Origin of the sequence: Rheinheimera sp. (genome assembly GCF_030690345.1) — a bacterium.
Classification (GTDB): domain Bacteria; phylum Pseudomonadota; class Gammaproteobacteria; order Enterobacterales; family Alteromonadaceae; genus Alishewanella.
This window is the reverse complement of the sequence record NZ_JAUYGV010000007.1, coordinates 293756-310029: the sequence shown is the minus strand read 5'-3', so window position 1 is coordinate 310029 and position 16274 is coordinate 293756. Positions and strand designations below refer to the sequence as shown.

Below are 16274 nucleotides of genomic sequence, written 5' to 3'. Positions count from 1 at the left end.
GATTCTGCCCTTAGTTTGCCTGGCCTAAGCGCAAGGTGCGCATGACCATTTGCTTTGCCGCTTCGGCGGTTTGCACGTTGGTTTCATAAGACTGCGAGGCCGACATCATGTTGGCCATCTCTTCCATAATGTTGATATTGGGTTTGTAGATGTAGCCGTTTTCATCCGCCAGCGGATGATTTGGCGCGTACTCCACATTTAACGGCGCGTCAGATTCAACAATACCCAACACCTTTACACCAACGCTGGCGTCGCCCTGTTGCCTTTTGGCTTCTGACAGCTCAGCGGCAAATACCGGATGGCGGCCACGGTAGGTTTGTTCCACACTGCTGCTGACACTGTTAGCATTGGCAATGTTACTGGCGGTGGTGTTCATCCGTACCGACTGGGCTGTCATGCCACTGCCACTGATATCAAAAATATTGAATGCACTCATGGTTATTGTCCTCCGCCGGTAATGGCTTTTTTCAGGCCACTGATACGGGAATTAAGAAAGCTCATACTGGTTTGGTATTCCAGACTGTTTTGCATCACGGCGTTACGCTCGCGATGAATGTCTACGCTGTTGCCATCACCGGTGTCGGGTTGATCCGGGTTGCGAAATTGGGTTTCGTGCCGTGCGGCGGTAGAAATATGAAAGTGCTTTTCGTGGGTTCGCGCCATAGCGCCGGATTGACGTGCTTTGGCATTATTCAGCGCTTGCTGAAAATCCACGTCTTTTGCTTTATAGCCTGGCGTATCTGCATTAGCGATGTTTTCTGCCAACACCTGAGCCCGCCGATCACGAACCAGCATGGCTTCAGGGTGCATACCAAATGCTTTTTCAAAACTGATTGCCATTTTTTTGCCACCTCTGAATTACCGATGGCAAAACAAATGCAAAACTCAGGCCAAATATTAAAAATGGGGAACTACTATGTCTTCTTGCGGTAAATAATGCCGGGATTACAGCGGATCATCTCAAAATCACTGTTCACACTGGATAGCGACTCTGACGCGCCGAGGAATAAATAGCCCTTTGGATTAAGCGATTGCGCGAATTGGCGGATAATTTTTGCTTTTACATCAGCAGAGAAGTAAATAAGCACATTGCGGCAAAAAATAATGTCGAATTTTCCCAGTAAGGTGTAGCTGTCCAGCAAGTTAAGATGGCGAAAACTAACATTTTTACGCACCGGATCTTTTACCCGCATCATGCCTTTGCCGCTGTCTTCAAAAAACTTACTGCGACGCTCCGGCGACAAACCGCGCGACAACGCCAGGCCGTCGTATTCACCGCGTTGACAGTGCTCCAGCATAGTATTGGAGATATCAGTACCGAGTATATTGACGCCGAGACTAAAGGCGCCGGGCCGTGTTTGCTGGTATTCCATCGCGGTCATTGCAATAGAGTAAGGCTCCTGGCCACTGGAACTGGCCGCCGACCAAATTTTGACGGTGCGGCAAGTTTTTTCCAGCTCCGGCAAAATTTGTTTTTTTAACAGCTCGTACGGGTAGGTATCACGAAACCATAAGGTTTCATTCGTCGTCATGGCATCAATAACGGCCGATCTTAACTGACGTTCAAACGGGCTTAGCGTCTTACTTACCAGCTCAGACAGTGACGCGACAGAAAAACGTTGCATCAGCGGACCAAGCCGGCTTTTTACCAGGTACTGTTTGTTTTCACCCAACACAATACCGCACTGTTGCTCCAGAAAATCACGGAACAATACATATTCTTTATCTAGCAGGTCTTTATTCGGCACCGGTTATCCTTAACGATTAATCAGCATGCAGCCACTTTTCCACAGAACCGGCCAGCTCGTCCGGATTAAATTTAGCAATAAAATCATCTGCGCCAACCTTTTGTACCATCTGCTGATTAAATACACCGCTGAGCGAAGTATGTAAAATCACGTGTAATTTCTTTAATTTCGGTTCCAGCTTAATCTCGGCAGTCAGGGTATAGCCGTCCATTTCCGGCATCTCGATATCAGAAATTAATAAGCCGATTTTTTCCGTTACCGACTCATTGCACTCTTTTGCTACCTGCTGCAGATACTCCAGCGCTTCGCGGCCATTATTAACCAAATGCATCTTTACACCTAACACTTCAAGCGCACGTTTTACCTGGTTGCGCGCTACTGCCGAGTCATCGGCAATCAGAATAACCCTGTCGCCCAGGTCAGCGGTAATACTTTGCGTGTCCAGCTGTTTGGTAATAGCAGTAGGTGACGGCGAAATCTCCTCCAGAATCTTTTCCACGTCGAGAATTTCAACCAGTTCTTTGTCAATCTCGGTTACCGCTGTCAGATAGCTTTGTTTACCGGCGGTACCTTTTGGCGGCGGCATGATGGCTTCCCAGTTGATATTAATAATGCGCTCTACTGAGTTAACCAAAAAGCCCTGCACAGAACGGTTGTATTCGGCAATAACAATAAAACTGTCTTTGGTGTTCTCAATAGCCTTACCACCGGTAGCCAGGCTTAAATCGATCACAGAAATAGTTTGGCCACGAATATGGGCAATGCCGCGCACAAACTTGTTTTGCCTTGGAATAGCGGTTAATGGCGGACACTGCAGCACTTCGCGTACCTTAAACACATTAATACCATAGCGCTGGCGGCCAACCAGTTTAAACAACAGCAACTCCAGCCGGTTTTGTCCGACTAACCGGGTGCGCTGGTTTACCGAGTCCAAAATACTCGCCATCGGCAACTCCTCTTTATACGTTCAGGATCGATTCTTGCTTAGTGTCAGGACACAAAGCGGTTATCTACATATAGCGTCAATTTTCTGCGCTATGTTATAACCCCTGGTTCGTAAAGCATAGCCGAAACCTTATGAAAAAGTACGAAAATTTATTTAAACAAACACTTACAGCTACTGTCGCGCTGCTAAGCTTTAATAGCTTTGTGCAGGCAGAGCCGCAAAGCTATACGCCGGCGCAACTGACGGAACTTGCGGGGCAATGGTTGGAACAACAGGTTGACGCCAGCAGCGGTGAGCTGCAAATTAACGTCACGCCGCTGGATAACCGCATTGGCGACAAATATTGCGTTACTGCGCCGCAGCTGAGTTTGTCGCAGGACATTACACAACGGCAAAATACTATTCAACTGCGTTGCAGTGCTGAGCCAGGCTGGCTGCTGTATGTTCCGGTAAGAATAGACGAGATTGTCCGCACTGTGGTGATGACACAAAATATTACTACAGGAACGCTGATCAGCGCCGATATGTTGACAACAGACAGCCGCGAGCGGCGTTTTGTGCGTGGTAGCCTGGTGAGCGATGAGAGCCTGATTATTGGCGCTAAAAGTAAAAAATCGCTGTCGTTAGGCCAAATTATCACCTTGCAGGATCTTTGCCTTGTCTGTAAGGGAGATGTTGTTACAATATCAGTTAGCGACAACGGATTACAGGTAGCCGCTACCGGCATAGCGCAACACGACGGCAGCCTGGGTGACACCATCAGCGTGCTGAATCGGCAGTCCAAACGAACGATCAGCGCAGAAGTAACCGCAGTAAACCGTGTCAGTATTAAATTTTGATTATTTTACTAAAGTTTTGCTGTTTAACGCCGTTAACCTGAACATAAGGAACTGTATTAAGGTGATGAGGTCCGAGCATGGCTATTAATATCAACAACTTGCAAAATACACCGCAAGTAAAAACTGACAAGGTTGAACAAAATGTTCAGCGTCAGCAGGCTACTGTGCAGCAAAATGCCAGCCAGACTGCTAACCAGAAACAGGATTCAGTCTCTATTACGCCGCAAGCTCAGCAGTTTGCCAAACTAACCGAGAAAGCCGGCAACAGCACGGGTATTGACCAGGAAAAGGTCGATAAAATTAAGCAAGCTATTGCTGAAGGTAAGTACAAAATTAATGTTGACCAACTGGCACGACGTATTGTGCAGTTTGAAAGCGAAATATTCGGTAAAAAATGACCGACGCTGCCAGTGCCATCATCATCCTGTTAAACCAACAACAGCAACATCTGGATGAGTTGCTGTTGTTGTTACGGCAAGAACTTGCCGCCCTCGCCGACCGTGACATTGTTGCGCTGGAACAACTTACCCAGACTAAATCTGCGATGCTGAGCCAACTGCAACAGACCGATAGTGAGCTTGCCGCAGCGGCAGAGCTGGAACAGTGCAAACAACAAGATTGGTTTAAGCAAAAAGTGGCAGCGCTGGATCTGCAACTGGAAGAATGTAAACGTCAAAACGACATTAACCAACAAACTCTGGAACAAAGCCAACTGACTCTGGCACGGTTTAAAACCGAATTACTGTCCAGCAGAGGTAAGTCAGGCTTAACCTACACCAGCAAAGGCAAGCCTGCGGTAGAAAACAAAGGTAAAGGCATTAAAGCCTGAGCCGGCGCAGCTGAAATTGTCCGGTTTCAGTACCCCCCGCCTTAATAATAGTAGCGCACACTCTTAATGGTCTGCCTCGGTTTGGTGTTCTGATACAGCTGATACACCTGTTCAAAATCCAACTCCAGCTCAGTAATATAGACGTCATCTACCGCGTAGGTTTTTACTACCCTGGCGCCGGTGATCACACCTTTTACTGACGCCGACAGTTTTTCATCCGCCAACACCATTTTCTGCAGCTGATTACTGGCGTCAATTTTTTGGCCGTAAACAATTTCGGTTAACTCACGATAGGCATCCAGCTTCGACGCTTTCATCGCTTGCAGCATTTTATGTTCGGTATTGGCGCCTAACTGAGCACTGATTGGCGCATAGCCTACCGCACGCACCAGCGGAAAGGCTTCCGGCTTAACATCTGCATACTCAACGTGGCGGTTGTACAAAGGTGAACAACCTGCAACCAATAAGGCCGCAACTACACTGGCACTCAACAAGAGCTTCATATTTATCCCCGGGGTGAGTTTTAATTGACACTGTTAGGCAAAGTAATAGCAAAATTCACGCCAGCATTAAGGCATGTATTTTGCTTATTCACCGGTAAGTACAAAAGTGTCAGCTGTTAATAAGGGTGTTATGAATAATCATCTAAAGCTTAGTGTCCTCGCCTGTATGCTATTCAGTGCTAACCTGAGCGCAGATTGGTATGAAGCCACCGGCCAGGCCATGATTGAGCAAGGCAATACCGAAGCTGCCAGACAAGCTGCTATTGACGACGCGGTAAAGCGTGCCGCCCTGTTTGCCGGCGCCAGTCTCAGCAGCACCCGGCAAATGCTTAACGGCGTGCTGCAGGCAGAGCAGCTCGGCGTGGTCAGTAACGGCGAAATTAAACAACTGCAACTGCTGTCAGAGAGCCGCAGCGGTAATGTGATCAGCGTCACCGTGCGGGTAGATATAGAGCCTCAGCTGTCCGGGTGTATCGGTAATACCTACCGCAAGCCTCTGTTACTGGGCCAGGTCCAGCTACAAGCGCGGCAAGATGCCATCTACGGCCAGTTGTTTGAATTGGGTAAAGATGCCACAACGCAGTTAGAGCATCATTTACGTGATTACAGCCCAACAGCACTGGTCACCACCTATACGCAAAGTATCACGCCACAACAACTGGTGTATCCCGATACCGAGCGCTTATTCAGCGAAGGTCACCGCTATGTGCTCAGTGCCAGCATCAATGATTTATCGCTGGGGCAAACTACCAGCCGTTTCTGGCAACAAGATCAGAAAGAGCGTTTTTTTGCGATAGAAATAACACTGTACGATTTATTTGAGCAAAGCTTAGTGCACCAACAGGAATATCGCACCAGCGCTTCCTGGCCTTATAAACGCAAAAATACGCCGCTTAGCCACAGCCAGGCTTTTTGGCAAATGCCCTATGGCCAAAAAATTGACCAGGTGTTGCAAGCTGTGGCTGAAGATGTACAGCAACAACTGCAATGCGAACCCCTGCTTAGCACGGTAATACAGGTAAAAAACAATCAGATCACACTGGCACTGGGCAAAATACATGGCCTGCAGCAAGACGACGAGCTGCAGCTGTTTCAGTTACAGCGTAACCCCGGCACTCCGCAGGTAAAACGCCTGCTGCAAAGCCCGGTTAAGCTGCAGGTTAGCGGGCTTAATGAGCGTCACGCCACTGCAGTCAGCACAGAGCAGCAACTGCTACAGCATATCCAACCCGGCGATGTGGTAAGTGTGCGAAAAAGCACCGGTTATTAGTGGCTCAGGTTCCCAACACCGGCGCACTCTGCTACACTTTCGCGCCGTTGCCCCATAGTTAAATGGATATAACGGCCCCCTCCTAAGGGGCAGTTGCAGGTTCGATTCCTGCTGGGGCAGCCAATCCAAGGTTTAAATTGGTTCACCAAAGTCCTACTACGTTCAGTAAAGCCAGTAAATACAACACTCTCACTTGATCTGTTAGTTCAACTTAGTTCAGAATGGTTCGGTAAGAGCAGGTAATTTTAATACTACGGATAATACTACATCCGGTGCAGTGTTAAAGTTGTAGTATTATGGGCGGGGAAATGGCAAGAAAAACAACACCTTTAAGCGACACGGAAGTGCGCTCTGCAAAGCCGAAAGATAAGCTTTATTCGCTGTATGATGGCGACGGTTTAGAGCTGCGGATCACTGCCGCCGGCAACAAATCATGGCTGTTTCGCTACACCCGACCGCATGTTAAAACGCCTAATTATTTAAAGATCGGCAGCTACCCTGAAACTTCATTAGCCGCGGCCAGAAAATCGCGTGTGGAATACCGCGAACTGCTGGCAAAAGATATTGATCCAAAAAAGTGGCTGGACGCACAAAGCGACAAACGCCGGCGCGAGATCAGTACAACGTTGGCTGACGTTGCGGAAAAATGGTTTGCCGTTAAATTTACCCATGTCAGCGATCGCCATGCTTTTACTATTCGCCGGTCTTTTGACACGCACTTATTCCCTGCCCTTGGCAGCTGGCCTGTTAACGAACTGACAGCTCCGGTTGTAATTGAAGAGCTGAAGCCGCTGGAGGCGGCTGGCAAGAGCGAAACCATTACAAGGCTGTGCCAGCGCCTCAACGAGTTAATGACCTGGTGCGTTAATACAGGTATTTTGCAGCACAACCCGCTAGCCGGTATTAAAGCGGCGTTTGCCAGCGCTAAAGCTACAAAGATGCCGACCATAAAACCAGAACAGTTACCGGAACTGATGAAGGCGTTAAGCTATGCGCAGATCCGGATAATGACACGCTGCCTTATAGAGTGGCAATTGCATACTATGGTGCGGCCTTCAGAAGCCGCCGGTGCGCGCTGGGACGAAATACAACTGGATAAGATGCTCTGGGTTATACCTGCTGAGCGAATGAAGCAGAAGCGCGAGCATCAGGTGCCACTTACACAGCAGACAGCCGCGCTGTTGGAATTTATGAAACCTATAACCGGCCGTTCTCCCTATATTTTTGCATCAGACCGTAACCCAGGCTTACCCACTCATTCTGAAACCGCCAACCGGGCACTGCAGCGTATGGGTTACACCGGAGTGTTGGTATCGCATGGTTTACGCGCGCTGGCCAGTACTACTCTGAATGAACAAGGCTTTGATCATGATGTTATTGAGGCAGCATTGGCTCACCAGGATACTAACCAGGTGCGGTCGGCGTATAACCGGGCAACTTACCTTGAGCGCAGGACCAAGTTAATGGAATGGTGGAGTAACCACATCGAAGAAGCAGCCACCGGCAAGATGGCGCTAAGTGGGAAGAAAACGTTAAAGGTTGTTTAAAGAAGAATTATGAGGTGTCATATAAGAATAGGCACCCGGAGGTGCCTAGGTTTAATCGTTTATATTATTGCCTGGGTTGCTGTCAGGGTTGCCCCTGACATATTTAGTCCCACCAATCTCAACGATGTGGTAATCAGGGTGCCTTCCTAGCTCAACTTCCTTTACCATTTTTGGCCGCGTTACAACTCTGCCGCGACCATCCTTGTATGCGTCATTTCCAGATCCCGATTCACTACCTAAACCTTTTATTACCTTAGCCATATTTGGCCCTCGCAAAATTATGCAAGGTGCGCTACTATTCATTCGTTGGTTATAGCAACGTGCACCAGCATGATGTTTAACTGAAGGGGCGTTGGCGCGCCCCTGTTCTTACAGCTAAGCTGCAATTCAAATTATAGCACCTTCAACTCATCCGACCAGTTTATTTTTAAATTATTTTCATACGGTTATTTTAAACGGTCGATTAAAGTATTAGCTCCAAAATTCTTTTGCATGGATTAAGCGTCAGTCATATTCCAACTTCAATACCCACGTCTCCTGTTGCTGCGGCTCTTTGGCCAGCGTCTTTGAAAACCAGTACCTTGACTTGTTGGGGGTCGGTGGTTCGAATCCACTAGACCGCACCAGTAAATTTAATAAAAACACATTGGCGTACTGTATAAGTATTTTTTACGCTTGCTTGCCTATAGAATGAACTTATATATCCTTAATTAGGAACACAAATAAAATTAAGGGACTTTCATGATCGATGCTCAATACCTGAAATCTATTCTTGATTTGGCTAAGGCTTCTGGCTATGCCGGAGTGACATCAGGTTTATTGGTTAAAACCTTTTGCCCAAATTCCGACTCGGACGAAGAATTTCATAAGTTCAAATATCATATGGATGAAATTTGGGCAGCAGGATTACTGAGGGTCTATCACGGTTCTAACCGAAACACTTGGGGATTAGTTGGTGCTAGCGGTAGCTTTTCATTAACTGACAAAGAACTTGTTCTTACCCCGAGCGGTGATCAGGTACAGGTTGAACTTTCAAAGTCACATGGTTTAGAAAATCTAACGAAAGCAATTAAAAAGGTTGCCGGCATGGCTGGTGAAGAAGCACTTAAACACGCAGTCGTAGAATTTTGCAAAATGTAAAGCTCTGTCACGGAGTGTCAGGAGGCGCTGGCAACAATTGCTTTATCTGGAAATGGCATTAGCAGCGGCGCCAGCCCTTCTGCCCTGCCGTTTAGCCACCAGTCTGCGTTATCGGTTGGGATAATTACCGGCATGCGGTGGTGATACTGTGCCGCGTATTGGTTTGGCGTGGTGGTTAGCGTAACCAGCGTGGGCTTATCGTCATACACACCGGCCGACCAGTAAAGTGCTGCCATTAGCAGGGGTTTGTGGTTTGCGCCGGTAAACAGGTATTTGTGCTTGTGCTCGTCTTGCTCAGTGCGCCATTCATACCAACCGGTGCACGGCACCAGGCAGCGCTGATGCTTAAACGCCGGTCGCCATAACCTACTGGTTGCCATTTTTTCTGCTTGGGCATTGATCAGCAATTTATCTGACCATGCCGGCTTAATGCCCCAGCGACAATTTAACTGCCCTGCTGTCGTAACCGCTGCAAGTTCCTGCGTTGGCCTAAGGTCAATGTTTGTTTGCACTGATAGTTGAATACCCAGCGCTTCGGCCAGGCCAATCATTAAAGGATCATCGGTAACGTTAAGACGACCGCACATAATCATTCACTCAGTATGTTTTCAATGGGTGACCACTCCCAAGTGTAGCCACCCTGCTCTAACGCCGACTTTATTTTTTCCAACGAATCGTGCCAGTAAAATGGTAATGTTTGTCCGGGCACGCTATGTATTACCTGCCAAGGCCTGAAATTAAGATTGGCAGCGTTTCTTGCACGCTGAAACGTGACCAGGTTTATTGGTTTGCCATCTTTATACATGTGCAGCAAACGCCTCTGCATGCTTACCCAGCTTGGCATAGATAAGATACTGTATAAATAAACAGTATTATGTACGCTAGTTGGTGATTTTTCCAATTATTTTTTGGAATTCGATTTTTTTCAGGTGTCGGCGGTTTAGATGGGGCTAAATGTCCAGAATGGATTTTAGAAACCCAAATTGGGTTTTACAAAGTCACGTATGGAGCATTTCGCGCTAAATTCATGAAATGACTTAGCCCTTAAGAGTACCTTTCTGTTTTGCAGAACGAAAGTGAGTTCAGAATTTTAATATATCATTGGCCGAACTTTGCAATGTGATATCTCGCTGATCTAATCTTCGCCCTGTCAACGAAGCGAGGTAGCAGAATGTCAAACAACATACAAATTGAGTGGAATTTAAAACCGGAAGAACTGAACAGTTGTGCCGCCGGCTCGGCACTGGCTGAAAGATTAATAAACTCTTTAGCAGCCAATGCCGACTTTCACTGCAGGAAAGATTTAGTGGGTATTGTGATGATGATGTGCGCCAGCGGTGGTATTAATACTAAAGCCGGTGAAGGCTTTATGGCTAAAGTTAACTTCGTAATGCGAATGGCGAGCGGCCTAAGTTGATAGCTCTGGCCACTGCACTGACTCAGGGAAGCCGGGTTGCTCTGTTATGTCGCGCAGTGCCTGGCGGTATTCTGCAACGCCGGCGGGTGCCGGTGGAGCATCTTGTAGCATGTAAAAATCTGTTTTATACAGCTTGCTATCACGTTCTCCCCTAACCTGCTGTGCTAAAGCCTCCAGCCGCTCAGCTTCCTGCTGTTCGGCAGTTTTCATGGTATCCCATTTAATCGACATTTTCAGGCTCCTGTGCAACTGGTTTATAAACTATTGGATCAGGGCACTGTCCGTTAGTTACGTTAAAGGTGTAGTCGGACCAATTGGTACTCTGGTTATCCTCTGCTAAATTCGTGTTATAGCGGTATTCCAGCTTCAGGTGTATTTCGCCGTTTATTCTGGTGATTTGACCAATAAACGGGCTATCCGCTTCGACTATTGCACCTTCCGGTAACTGTGATAAATCATAGGTTTCTCCCCGATACGTGATTAATTCACCTCTAACCTGTGGGGGGGTGTCTTGTTCAAAAACAGAATGTGGTGATAATATTATTTTCACTTTATTCTCCTTAGTACCAACGACCAAAAATAGCCGCTCTTACTTCAACTGACGCCGGAGAAGTTGTTGGAGTAAACAGCTGTAAAACACCGGTAGAAGATGAGCTGTTTCTTAAAACTGACCAACCTTCAGCTGCATTGTCAGAACTCCAACCGCCACCAGTTACGTAAGAGTTGCTTACAAAATTAGCAGGGTAAGTAATAGTTTTTGCTGAGCGATACAAGCCTGAGCTGTAGGCAGCTGGCGTTGAAAACCCGCTGGTGTGATTTACATAGCAAATCTGCGTACCATCGGCAAACCTCACAAACTCACCATTTGCATTGCTACCGCGCTGGATAATTGCACCTGTAGGAACCCCCGCAGATTGAGAAACTGTGCCAAGGGTGTTGTTATTGTCAAAAACTTTTCTAACAGCAGCTTGGACTAAACCGCTTGGCTCAATGGTTTCTAAAACCAATTCCCTTTCGATAATAGTTGTTGAATTCCGAGCTCTTGACAATGCTAAAATTGAAAAACTTGAATCAAACGATGGTCGTTTTACCCATATTTCAAACTTATGTGTGCCAATGCTTTTATAGAAAAATTCCTGATTGGAGGATGCCCCATAACTAAGCTGCAATACATCAAGCTTGAAAGAACCGCCTCGCTCAGAAGCTTCCAAAAAATAGCTAGACCTTGACGCATTACCCAAAAACCCAGTTGTGGTTATAATGCAGGCAAGAGCATCCCCAATAGCGGGGGTTAACCCATCAACTACGCCTAAGCGAAAATATTGAACTGTGCTACTACTCGTAGCACCTGTTGAAAAAATTCTTGTTTGTAAATCACCATCACCAACCTGTAACAACCTCCACGCTGTTGTGTCTGTTGGGCTGGTTGTTGGCACTAACCCCAACTCTGTTCGCCATGCCTCTACATTAGCGAGTGCCAGCAAGCCGGTACTGTATGAACTCGCAAGTTCTGCAAAGCTGCGCCACTGGCTGGTGAATTGGTCGTAATAAATAGGCTCACCACTACGGTAAGCCCTACCGCCCATGGTGCCGGCAACACTGATTCGATACATCTGAGTACCGCTGTTCTCAGCGGGAGCGGGCGGGAAGTCACCCGGTGAAGCATCCCACGCCCCCATAAAAGAAAAAGCGCCCTGAAGGGCGCTTTCGTTGGCTTCTGCAAGTGCCCTTAGTTTTACCACTGCATCGGCCAGGCCTTCCCAGCTCATAAAAGCCAGTAATGGTGCTGTTGTAGTTGGGTCTGCCCAGGGGCGCCGTAAGGTAATGGTACTGTTGCCGCTGCCGTCTGGAACGGTACCGCTTACGGCGTCTACCAGCTGGCGGGTACCAACCTGCACAATAGAGCCCGGCTTTAGCCAGCTGCAATCGATATTGCCGGTAACATTAATTATTGTGCTGCCATTGGTTGCAGTAGCGCTGGCACTGTAAAGCGGTTTAATAGGATTTAACGCTGCCATGTATTAGCTCGCAAGTTTGTTTTCAAAGGTTTTAACGGTTAGATTTACGATAACGTTGCTACTGGGCGTGACGCCGCCGGTAATTGCGACTGTTGCGCTGTATGATCTGTTTCCGGCCGATGTAGAACTATCTACAACCACAGTTTGCATAAAGCCGGTGTAAAGCGTTTGGCCGTCTTCTGCTTCGAAAAAGCCAGTTGCCACAAAAGGCACTGTTGTTAGTGTTGCTGTGCCGCGCTTAACTGTTAGCGTTAGCTGAGAAATTTGGCTGGCCGTGTTGCCTGTTTTGCGGAAATATACTGAAACAGAAGCTGATACTTCGACTGGCTTGCCGGCACTGCTATGAGAAGGGGCAGTAGCTGTGGCAGGAATGCTGCTACCATTTGAAACAGTGCCCAGCTGACTTTCTATTATTTGCCCACTGAAGAAGTCGCCTTTAACAAAGCCCTGCCCATTCGCCTTAATCCAAAATATGCCGTTAACGTCATTCTTAGTGCCACTGCCGGCCCACATTAAATAGGTGCCATCATTACCAACATCAACGCGAATGCCGGTTCCTTCGCTGGTAACTATTTTCCCCTGCACCGAAGCATTTCGCAGTGTCACATTGCCGGCGTTATCAACAGTAAATAATGCATTAGCTATGTTTTTGGTGCCGGTGCCGTACCAGAACGGGTAAGGGCCGGTACCCATTTCTGCGCGATAACCACTGATTGCGGTTTGAAAGTTGGCGCCTACCAGATCACCATTAAATACAAACTTGCCGCGGCCGCTATCCCAATACAACTGAACCGCGCCGGCCGTATTTGTTAAACGCAGTGTGTCTGCGCGAAACTCAAGTGCTTTTGTTGCCCCGTCTACCACAATACCGTTAATTACCGCACGACCACCGGTAACGGTAGTTACGCCAAGAAAAGCGCGCCCCGTTAGCTCACCCACATCATTAACCGTTGCCTGTAAAATAAGTTCGGCCTGCGCTACGTTGTCGTCTATATCACTAACTTGAGACTGCAAACCGGTAATAGCTAAAGCAGTGCCGTCGGCCGATGTTTTAGCCTGTTGAGCCAGGCTAAAGGTAGCGCTTAAACCATTTGCAGGGTTATTAACCTGGCCCTGTACAACGGAAAGTGCATCAGAATTGCCCTGCAGATCAGTTGTTACCTGCTGTATTTGATAAATTATGGCCTGGTCAGCTGCGGTTAACTCCAGAATGGCTGCAGCACGTAACTGGCCTTCTTGTGCTATAGCAAATGATACCTGCCGTATTTGTACACGCTGCTCAAATTCATTAGCCACACCCAGTATGTTCTGCAGAACTTCTACGCGCGGATCTTCGGTATCTGCTGCATTAACCAGGGCTATGCTGTCATCAATGAGTTGCTGCACCTCGGTTTCTGTTGGTATGTCGCCCAATGCCTGATCAACCGTTTGCTGCAGATTGGCGTTAACCTCAGCTACAACGTCGTCAAATATTGTGGCTGCAATGTCTTCACCTATCAGGTCGGCAATTACCGAACCATCAGCAAGCGTGGTAGCTATTACACTGGCCCAAGCCGATATGCCCAGCGCGTTAACCGTGCGGGCAAATACGGTGTATTCGGTACCGGGTACCAGGCCGGCAAATACAATGTTTGCCCCGCGGCCGCGCACTACATCTGTGGTAACAATGGCGAATTCAAACTGAGTGCCAAGGCCGGCGCCGGTTAATTGCGGCCGGCAGTCCAGTTCAAAATTACTGGCAATAACAGTAATGCTTTGCGGTGCTACGGGTGAAGTAAGGGCGTAAGTTATTGCAGCCGGTGCGCTGCGGGTGCCAATAGTGCTTACCGCATAAACCTGTATTGTATAAGTGCCGGCGGCAAGCAAAGGCACCGCGAATACCGGTGCTAAAACCTCCTGGCTATAAACCAGCGTGGAGCCGGAAAGAATCCGCACATCAAAACGGCGGATAAATGCGTTGTTTTCTGAGTTCCACGTTAACCGGCCTGCTGTGGCGAATGTTGGGTCGGGCGCCACACTTAAACCGGTTGGCGCGGGTATATTTGCCGGATCACCAAGGTTGGTGCCGCCTACCCGCTCGCTGTAGCTGGTACCGCTCCACGGGTAAATGGCGTTCTGATGTTCAATCAGCTCTATGTCACAGTCGCCATCGTCTTCTAGTTTTACCTGCTCTACGCGGAAAGGCTTGGCATCCCATCCGCGGGTATCGTCGGTAACGCTTACTATATCGCCCGGCTCTACCTGAATAGCTGCCGGCGATGCGGGAAAGCTGCATTCCAAACGGTTACGGCTGCGCTTAGCGATAATCTCGGCCATTTGATACGCTTCGGCTTTGCTTGTGATTGTCTCAAATTCAAAGCTTTGCTCAAGGCGTATGCCGTTATCTTCGTCCAACCACTGCTGCGCCAGCGGGTTTTCGTCGGCTGGGTAAAATATTTCGTCGTTTTCAAACGACGTGTTCTTGTTAGGAAACCGCACAATTACCCGATTGTACCGATCGCTTTTTCTGCCACTTTTGGCCTTAACAGGGCCGGTAATGGTGGCGTGGTTTGTTGCTTCGCTGCTGCCATGGCTAAAATGGAATACCGGTTCGCCGGATGTTTCAATGGCCAGGCGAATAAAACCAGAGCCAATAGGCAGTAAGCCGCGCATGCCTGAAAGCAGCTTTTTGACGTTGTTGAATACGCTACTGCCGGTATCAATAACGGCGTTACTGGTAAAGCGCCGGTGGTATAGCTCTGTGGTTATTTCATTTATTGTAACGTCGCTAATTAACTGCTCGTCTGCAAGGTCAGCAGCCTGTAAAAAGCTGGCCTGATTTAAACGCGACAGCGGCAGGCCTTTGCCATAAACAGTGTTTGTTAAGTAATCCAGCAACTGCAGTGGCGGGTTATCACTGTACTCAGTCAGGCCTGAACGTGGATCCAGTATTTTGCGGCCCACTACAGTGGCAGTAATGGCCGGCTCACCGCGCCAAATGCTTTGCTCTGCGTCCATTTGTATACGAATGTACAGGTAAGCAATACCGCGCAAGCGGTGGTTAACGGTCCAGTTCGGGATCTGGCTTACTGCACTGGCCGACGCCAGCTGGTCTGGCTCCCCTAAGAACCGCTGAACAGTAAACCATTTACCACCGCCGCTTTTATTCCACTTAGCATCATTTTCAGACACGCCATCAAAGAATACTTCAGCAATGCTGTCGATTGGGCCTTCACACAACGGTACAATTAAATGTAAGTACTCGTTTTGGGCGCCGCCGCTGGCATCGGTAACGTACTTGTGCACCTTAATCCCGCCAATGCGGCGTGTGCCATAAACTACAGGTATGGAGTTATCGCTGCCCTGTTTTTCAACCATTACCGCTTTAGCTGGTGGCTGATCAGGTGTTGGTATTAGCCAGCCGACGATCGTGCGAAGCCCTTTGGTTACGTGCTTGAATATTTTACTGAGAAAACCCACTTAAGCACCGCCCCATTTTAAGTCTTTCTTAACCTGCCCGGCGAACTCCATACCTTTGTCGCCCGGGTAAATGCGTTGTTGGCTGGCATCTGTACTGCGGCGGCCGGCGGGCTTTTCAAAGTCGGCCCACTCGCTGGCCATGCTTACAGTCATCTGTGCACTACCTTTGCTGTCTGATGAATCAAAGCCGGTAATTAGCCAGGTATGCAGCAAAATCGGATCTGGTATTACAGCCCCCTGGTCTGTTAGATATGCACGGTAAACGTACACATAGCGGTTAATCTGGTTGTTACCCAGCAGCAGCGATACCATGCTTTGGTCGGCGGCGGTAAACGCCAGGCTAATTTCGCCCACGCGGATATCGCTGGTGAACTTTGGCGCATCCATACCAACCAGCAGGCCGTTCGCTTCAAAGGTTTGGCTGCTCCAGTTAATGTCAAAACCGGCATCTGTCAGGCGAATAATAGTGTTGTTTGCCAGCTCCAACCGGATCAGGTGGCAATAGTCATGATCTCCGGCTATTGCAGCAGCGACTTGTGCAGTAAGTTGCAGCATGGT

20 protein-coding genes and 2 tRNA genes are annotated in these 16274 nt (G+C 48.3%); 9 read left to right on the top strand and 13 right to left on the bottom strand.

Annotated features, from left to right (window positions below):
- Positions 1–10 precede the first annotated feature (10 nt).
- The 5 genes from flgC to Q8O77_RS20105 all read right to left on the bottom strand — a co-directional run bounded on the left by flgC (position 11) and on the right by Q8O77_RS20105 (position 3185).
- The gene (gene flgC, locus Q8O77_RS12230; RefSeq protein WP_305553335.1) at positions 11–436 is read right to left on the bottom strand and encodes a flagellar basal body rod protein FlgC; all 426 of its coding nucleotides are present in this window, start codon (positions 434–436) and stop codon (positions 11–13) included.
- Positions 437–438: 2 nt separating this feature from the next.
- Complete coding sequence (gene flgB / locus Q8O77_RS12225) at positions 439–840, bottom strand: flagellar basal body rod protein FlgB (protein WP_173500576.1); 402 nt, start codon at positions 838–840, stop codon at positions 439–441.
- A 74-nt stretch (positions 841–914) separates the two neighbouring features.
- Complete coding sequence (locus Q8O77_RS12220) at positions 915–1748, bottom strand: protein-glutamate O-methyltransferase CheR (RefSeq protein ID WP_305553332.1); 834 nt, start codon at positions 1746–1748, stop codon at positions 915–917.
- Between the two features lie 16 nt (positions 1749–1764).
- The gene (locus Q8O77_RS12215; RefSeq protein WP_305553330.1) at positions 1765–2694 is read right to left on the bottom strand and encodes a chemotaxis protein CheV; all 930 of its coding nucleotides are present in this window, start codon (positions 2692–2694) and stop codon (positions 1765–1767) included.
- Between the two features lie 185 nt (positions 2695–2879).
- Entirely contained in the window at positions 2880–3185 is a 306-nt protein-coding gene (locus Q8O77_RS20105) for a hypothetical protein (protein ID WP_371133493.1), read from the bottom strand.
- On the opposite strand from Q8O77_RS20105, the gene flgA reads away from it, so the two are divergent.
- The 3 genes from flgA to flgN all read left to right on the top strand — a co-directional run bounded on the left by flgA (position 3075) and on the right by flgN (position 4362).
- Positions 3075–3533 (top strand): flagellar basal body P-ring formation chaperone FlgA, encoded by a 459-nt coding sequence (gene flgA / locus Q8O77_RS20100; protein ID WP_371133492.1) that lies wholly within the window; start codon positions 3075–3077, stop codon positions 3531–3533. The genes Q8O77_RS20105 and flgA overlap by 111 nt on opposite strands.
- Before the next feature lie 77 nt (positions 3534–3610).
- Positions 3611–3931, top strand: coding sequence for a flagellar biosynthesis anti-sigma factor FlgM (flgM, locus tag Q8O77_RS12205; RefSeq protein ID WP_305553326.1), 321 nt, complete (start codon positions 3611–3613; stop codon positions 3929–3931).
- Complete coding sequence (flgN, locus tag Q8O77_RS12200) at positions 3928–4362, top strand: flagellar export chaperone FlgN (RefSeq protein WP_305553324.1); 435 nt, start codon at positions 3928–3930, stop codon at positions 4360–4362. Before flgM ends, flgN begins: the two co-directional genes overlap by 4 nt.
- A gap of 41 nt (positions 4363–4403) precedes the next feature.
- Here flgN and Q8O77_RS12195 read toward each other — a convergent pair whose 3' ends face one another.
- A complete protein-coding gene (locus Q8O77_RS12195; RefSeq protein ID WP_305553322.1) occupies positions 4404–4865 on the bottom strand; it encodes an LPP20 family lipoprotein in 462 nt (153 codons plus the stop codon).
- Between the two features lie 130 nt (positions 4866–4995).
- Here Q8O77_RS12195 and Q8O77_RS12190 point away from each other — a divergent pair, with 130 nt between their 5' ends.
- From Q8O77_RS12190 to Q8O77_RS12180, 3 genes are all read left to right on the top strand, one after another.
- The gene (locus Q8O77_RS12190; protein WP_305553320.1) at positions 4996–6135 is read left to right on the top strand and encodes a flagellar assembly protein T N-terminal domain-containing protein; all 1140 of its coding nucleotides are present in this window, start codon (positions 4996–4998) and stop codon (positions 6133–6135) included.
- 48 nt (positions 6136–6183) lie between these two features.
- Positions 6184–6258 (top strand) — tRNA-Arg (locus tag Q8O77_RS12185).
- Between the two features lie 185 nt (positions 6259–6443).
- Positions 6444–7682: an integrase domain-containing protein gene (locus Q8O77_RS12180; protein WP_305553318.1), complete on the top strand. Its 1239-nt coding sequence runs from the start codon at positions 6444–6446 to the stop codon at positions 7680–7682.
- 51 nt (positions 7683–7733) lie between these two features.
- Here the strand turns inward: Q8O77_RS12180 and Q8O77_RS20095 are convergent, their stop codons facing one another.
- Positions 7734–7943, bottom strand: coding sequence for a DUF3892 domain-containing protein (locus tag Q8O77_RS20095; protein WP_371133481.1), 210 nt, complete (start codon positions 7941–7943; stop codon positions 7734–7736).
- Positions 7944–8227: 284 nt separating this feature from the next.
- Between Q8O77_RS20095 and Q8O77_RS12175 the strand changes: the two genes are divergently transcribed.
- Positions 8228–8308, top strand: a tRNA-OTHER gene (locus Q8O77_RS12175).
- A gap of 115 nt (positions 8309–8423) precedes the next feature.
- Positions 8424–8822: a hypothetical protein gene (locus Q8O77_RS12170; protein ID WP_305553316.1), complete on the top strand. Its 399-nt coding sequence runs from the start codon at positions 8424–8426 to the stop codon at positions 8820–8822.
- Positions 8823–8839: 17 nt separating this feature from the next.
- On the opposite strand, the gene Q8O77_RS12165 is transcribed toward Q8O77_RS12170, so the two are convergent.
- Entirely contained in the window at positions 8840–9409 is a 570-nt protein-coding gene (locus tag Q8O77_RS12165; RefSeq protein WP_305553314.1) for an SOS response-associated peptidase, read from the bottom strand.
- Between the two features lie 584 nt (positions 9410–9993).
- On the opposite strand from Q8O77_RS12165, the gene Q8O77_RS12160 reads away from it, so the two are divergent.
- Positions 9994–10239 carry a hypothetical protein gene (locus Q8O77_RS12160; protein WP_305553312.1) on the top strand — a complete coding sequence of 82 codons (246 nt, stop codon included), beginning with the start codon at positions 9994–9996 and terminating at the stop codon, positions 10237–10239.
- On the opposite strand, the gene Q8O77_RS12155 is transcribed toward Q8O77_RS12160, so the two are convergent.
- From Q8O77_RS12155 to Q8O77_RS12135, 5 genes are all read right to left on the bottom strand, one after another.
- The gene (locus Q8O77_RS12155; protein ID WP_305553310.1) at positions 10231–10470 is read right to left on the bottom strand and encodes a phage tail assembly chaperone; all 240 of its coding nucleotides are present in this window, start codon (positions 10468–10470) and stop codon (positions 10231–10233) included. The two genes, Q8O77_RS12160 and Q8O77_RS12155, sit on opposite strands and share 9 nt — an antisense overlap.
- Positions 10460–10789, bottom strand: coding sequence for a hypothetical protein (locus Q8O77_RS12150; RefSeq protein ID WP_305553308.1), 330 nt, complete (start codon positions 10787–10789; stop codon positions 10460–10462). Before Q8O77_RS12150 ends, Q8O77_RS12155 begins: the two co-directional genes overlap by 11 nt.
- A gap of 10 nt (positions 10790–10799) precedes the next feature.
- Positions 10800–12257 (bottom strand): hypothetical protein, encoded by a 1458-nt coding sequence (locus Q8O77_RS12145; RefSeq protein ID WP_305553306.1) that lies wholly within the window; start codon positions 12255–12257, stop codon positions 10800–10802.
- 3 nt (positions 12258–12260) lie between these two features.
- Positions 12261–15614, bottom strand: coding sequence for a phage tail protein (locus Q8O77_RS12140; RefSeq protein WP_305553304.1), 3354 nt, complete (start codon positions 15612–15614; stop codon positions 12261–12263).
- A 102-nt stretch (positions 15615–15716) separates the two neighbouring features.
- Positions 15717–16271, bottom strand: a complete 555-nt coding sequence (locus Q8O77_RS12135) for a hypothetical protein (protein WP_305553302.1) — start codon at positions 16269–16271, stop codon at positions 15717–15719.
- Positions 16272–16274 lie beyond the last annotated feature (3 nt).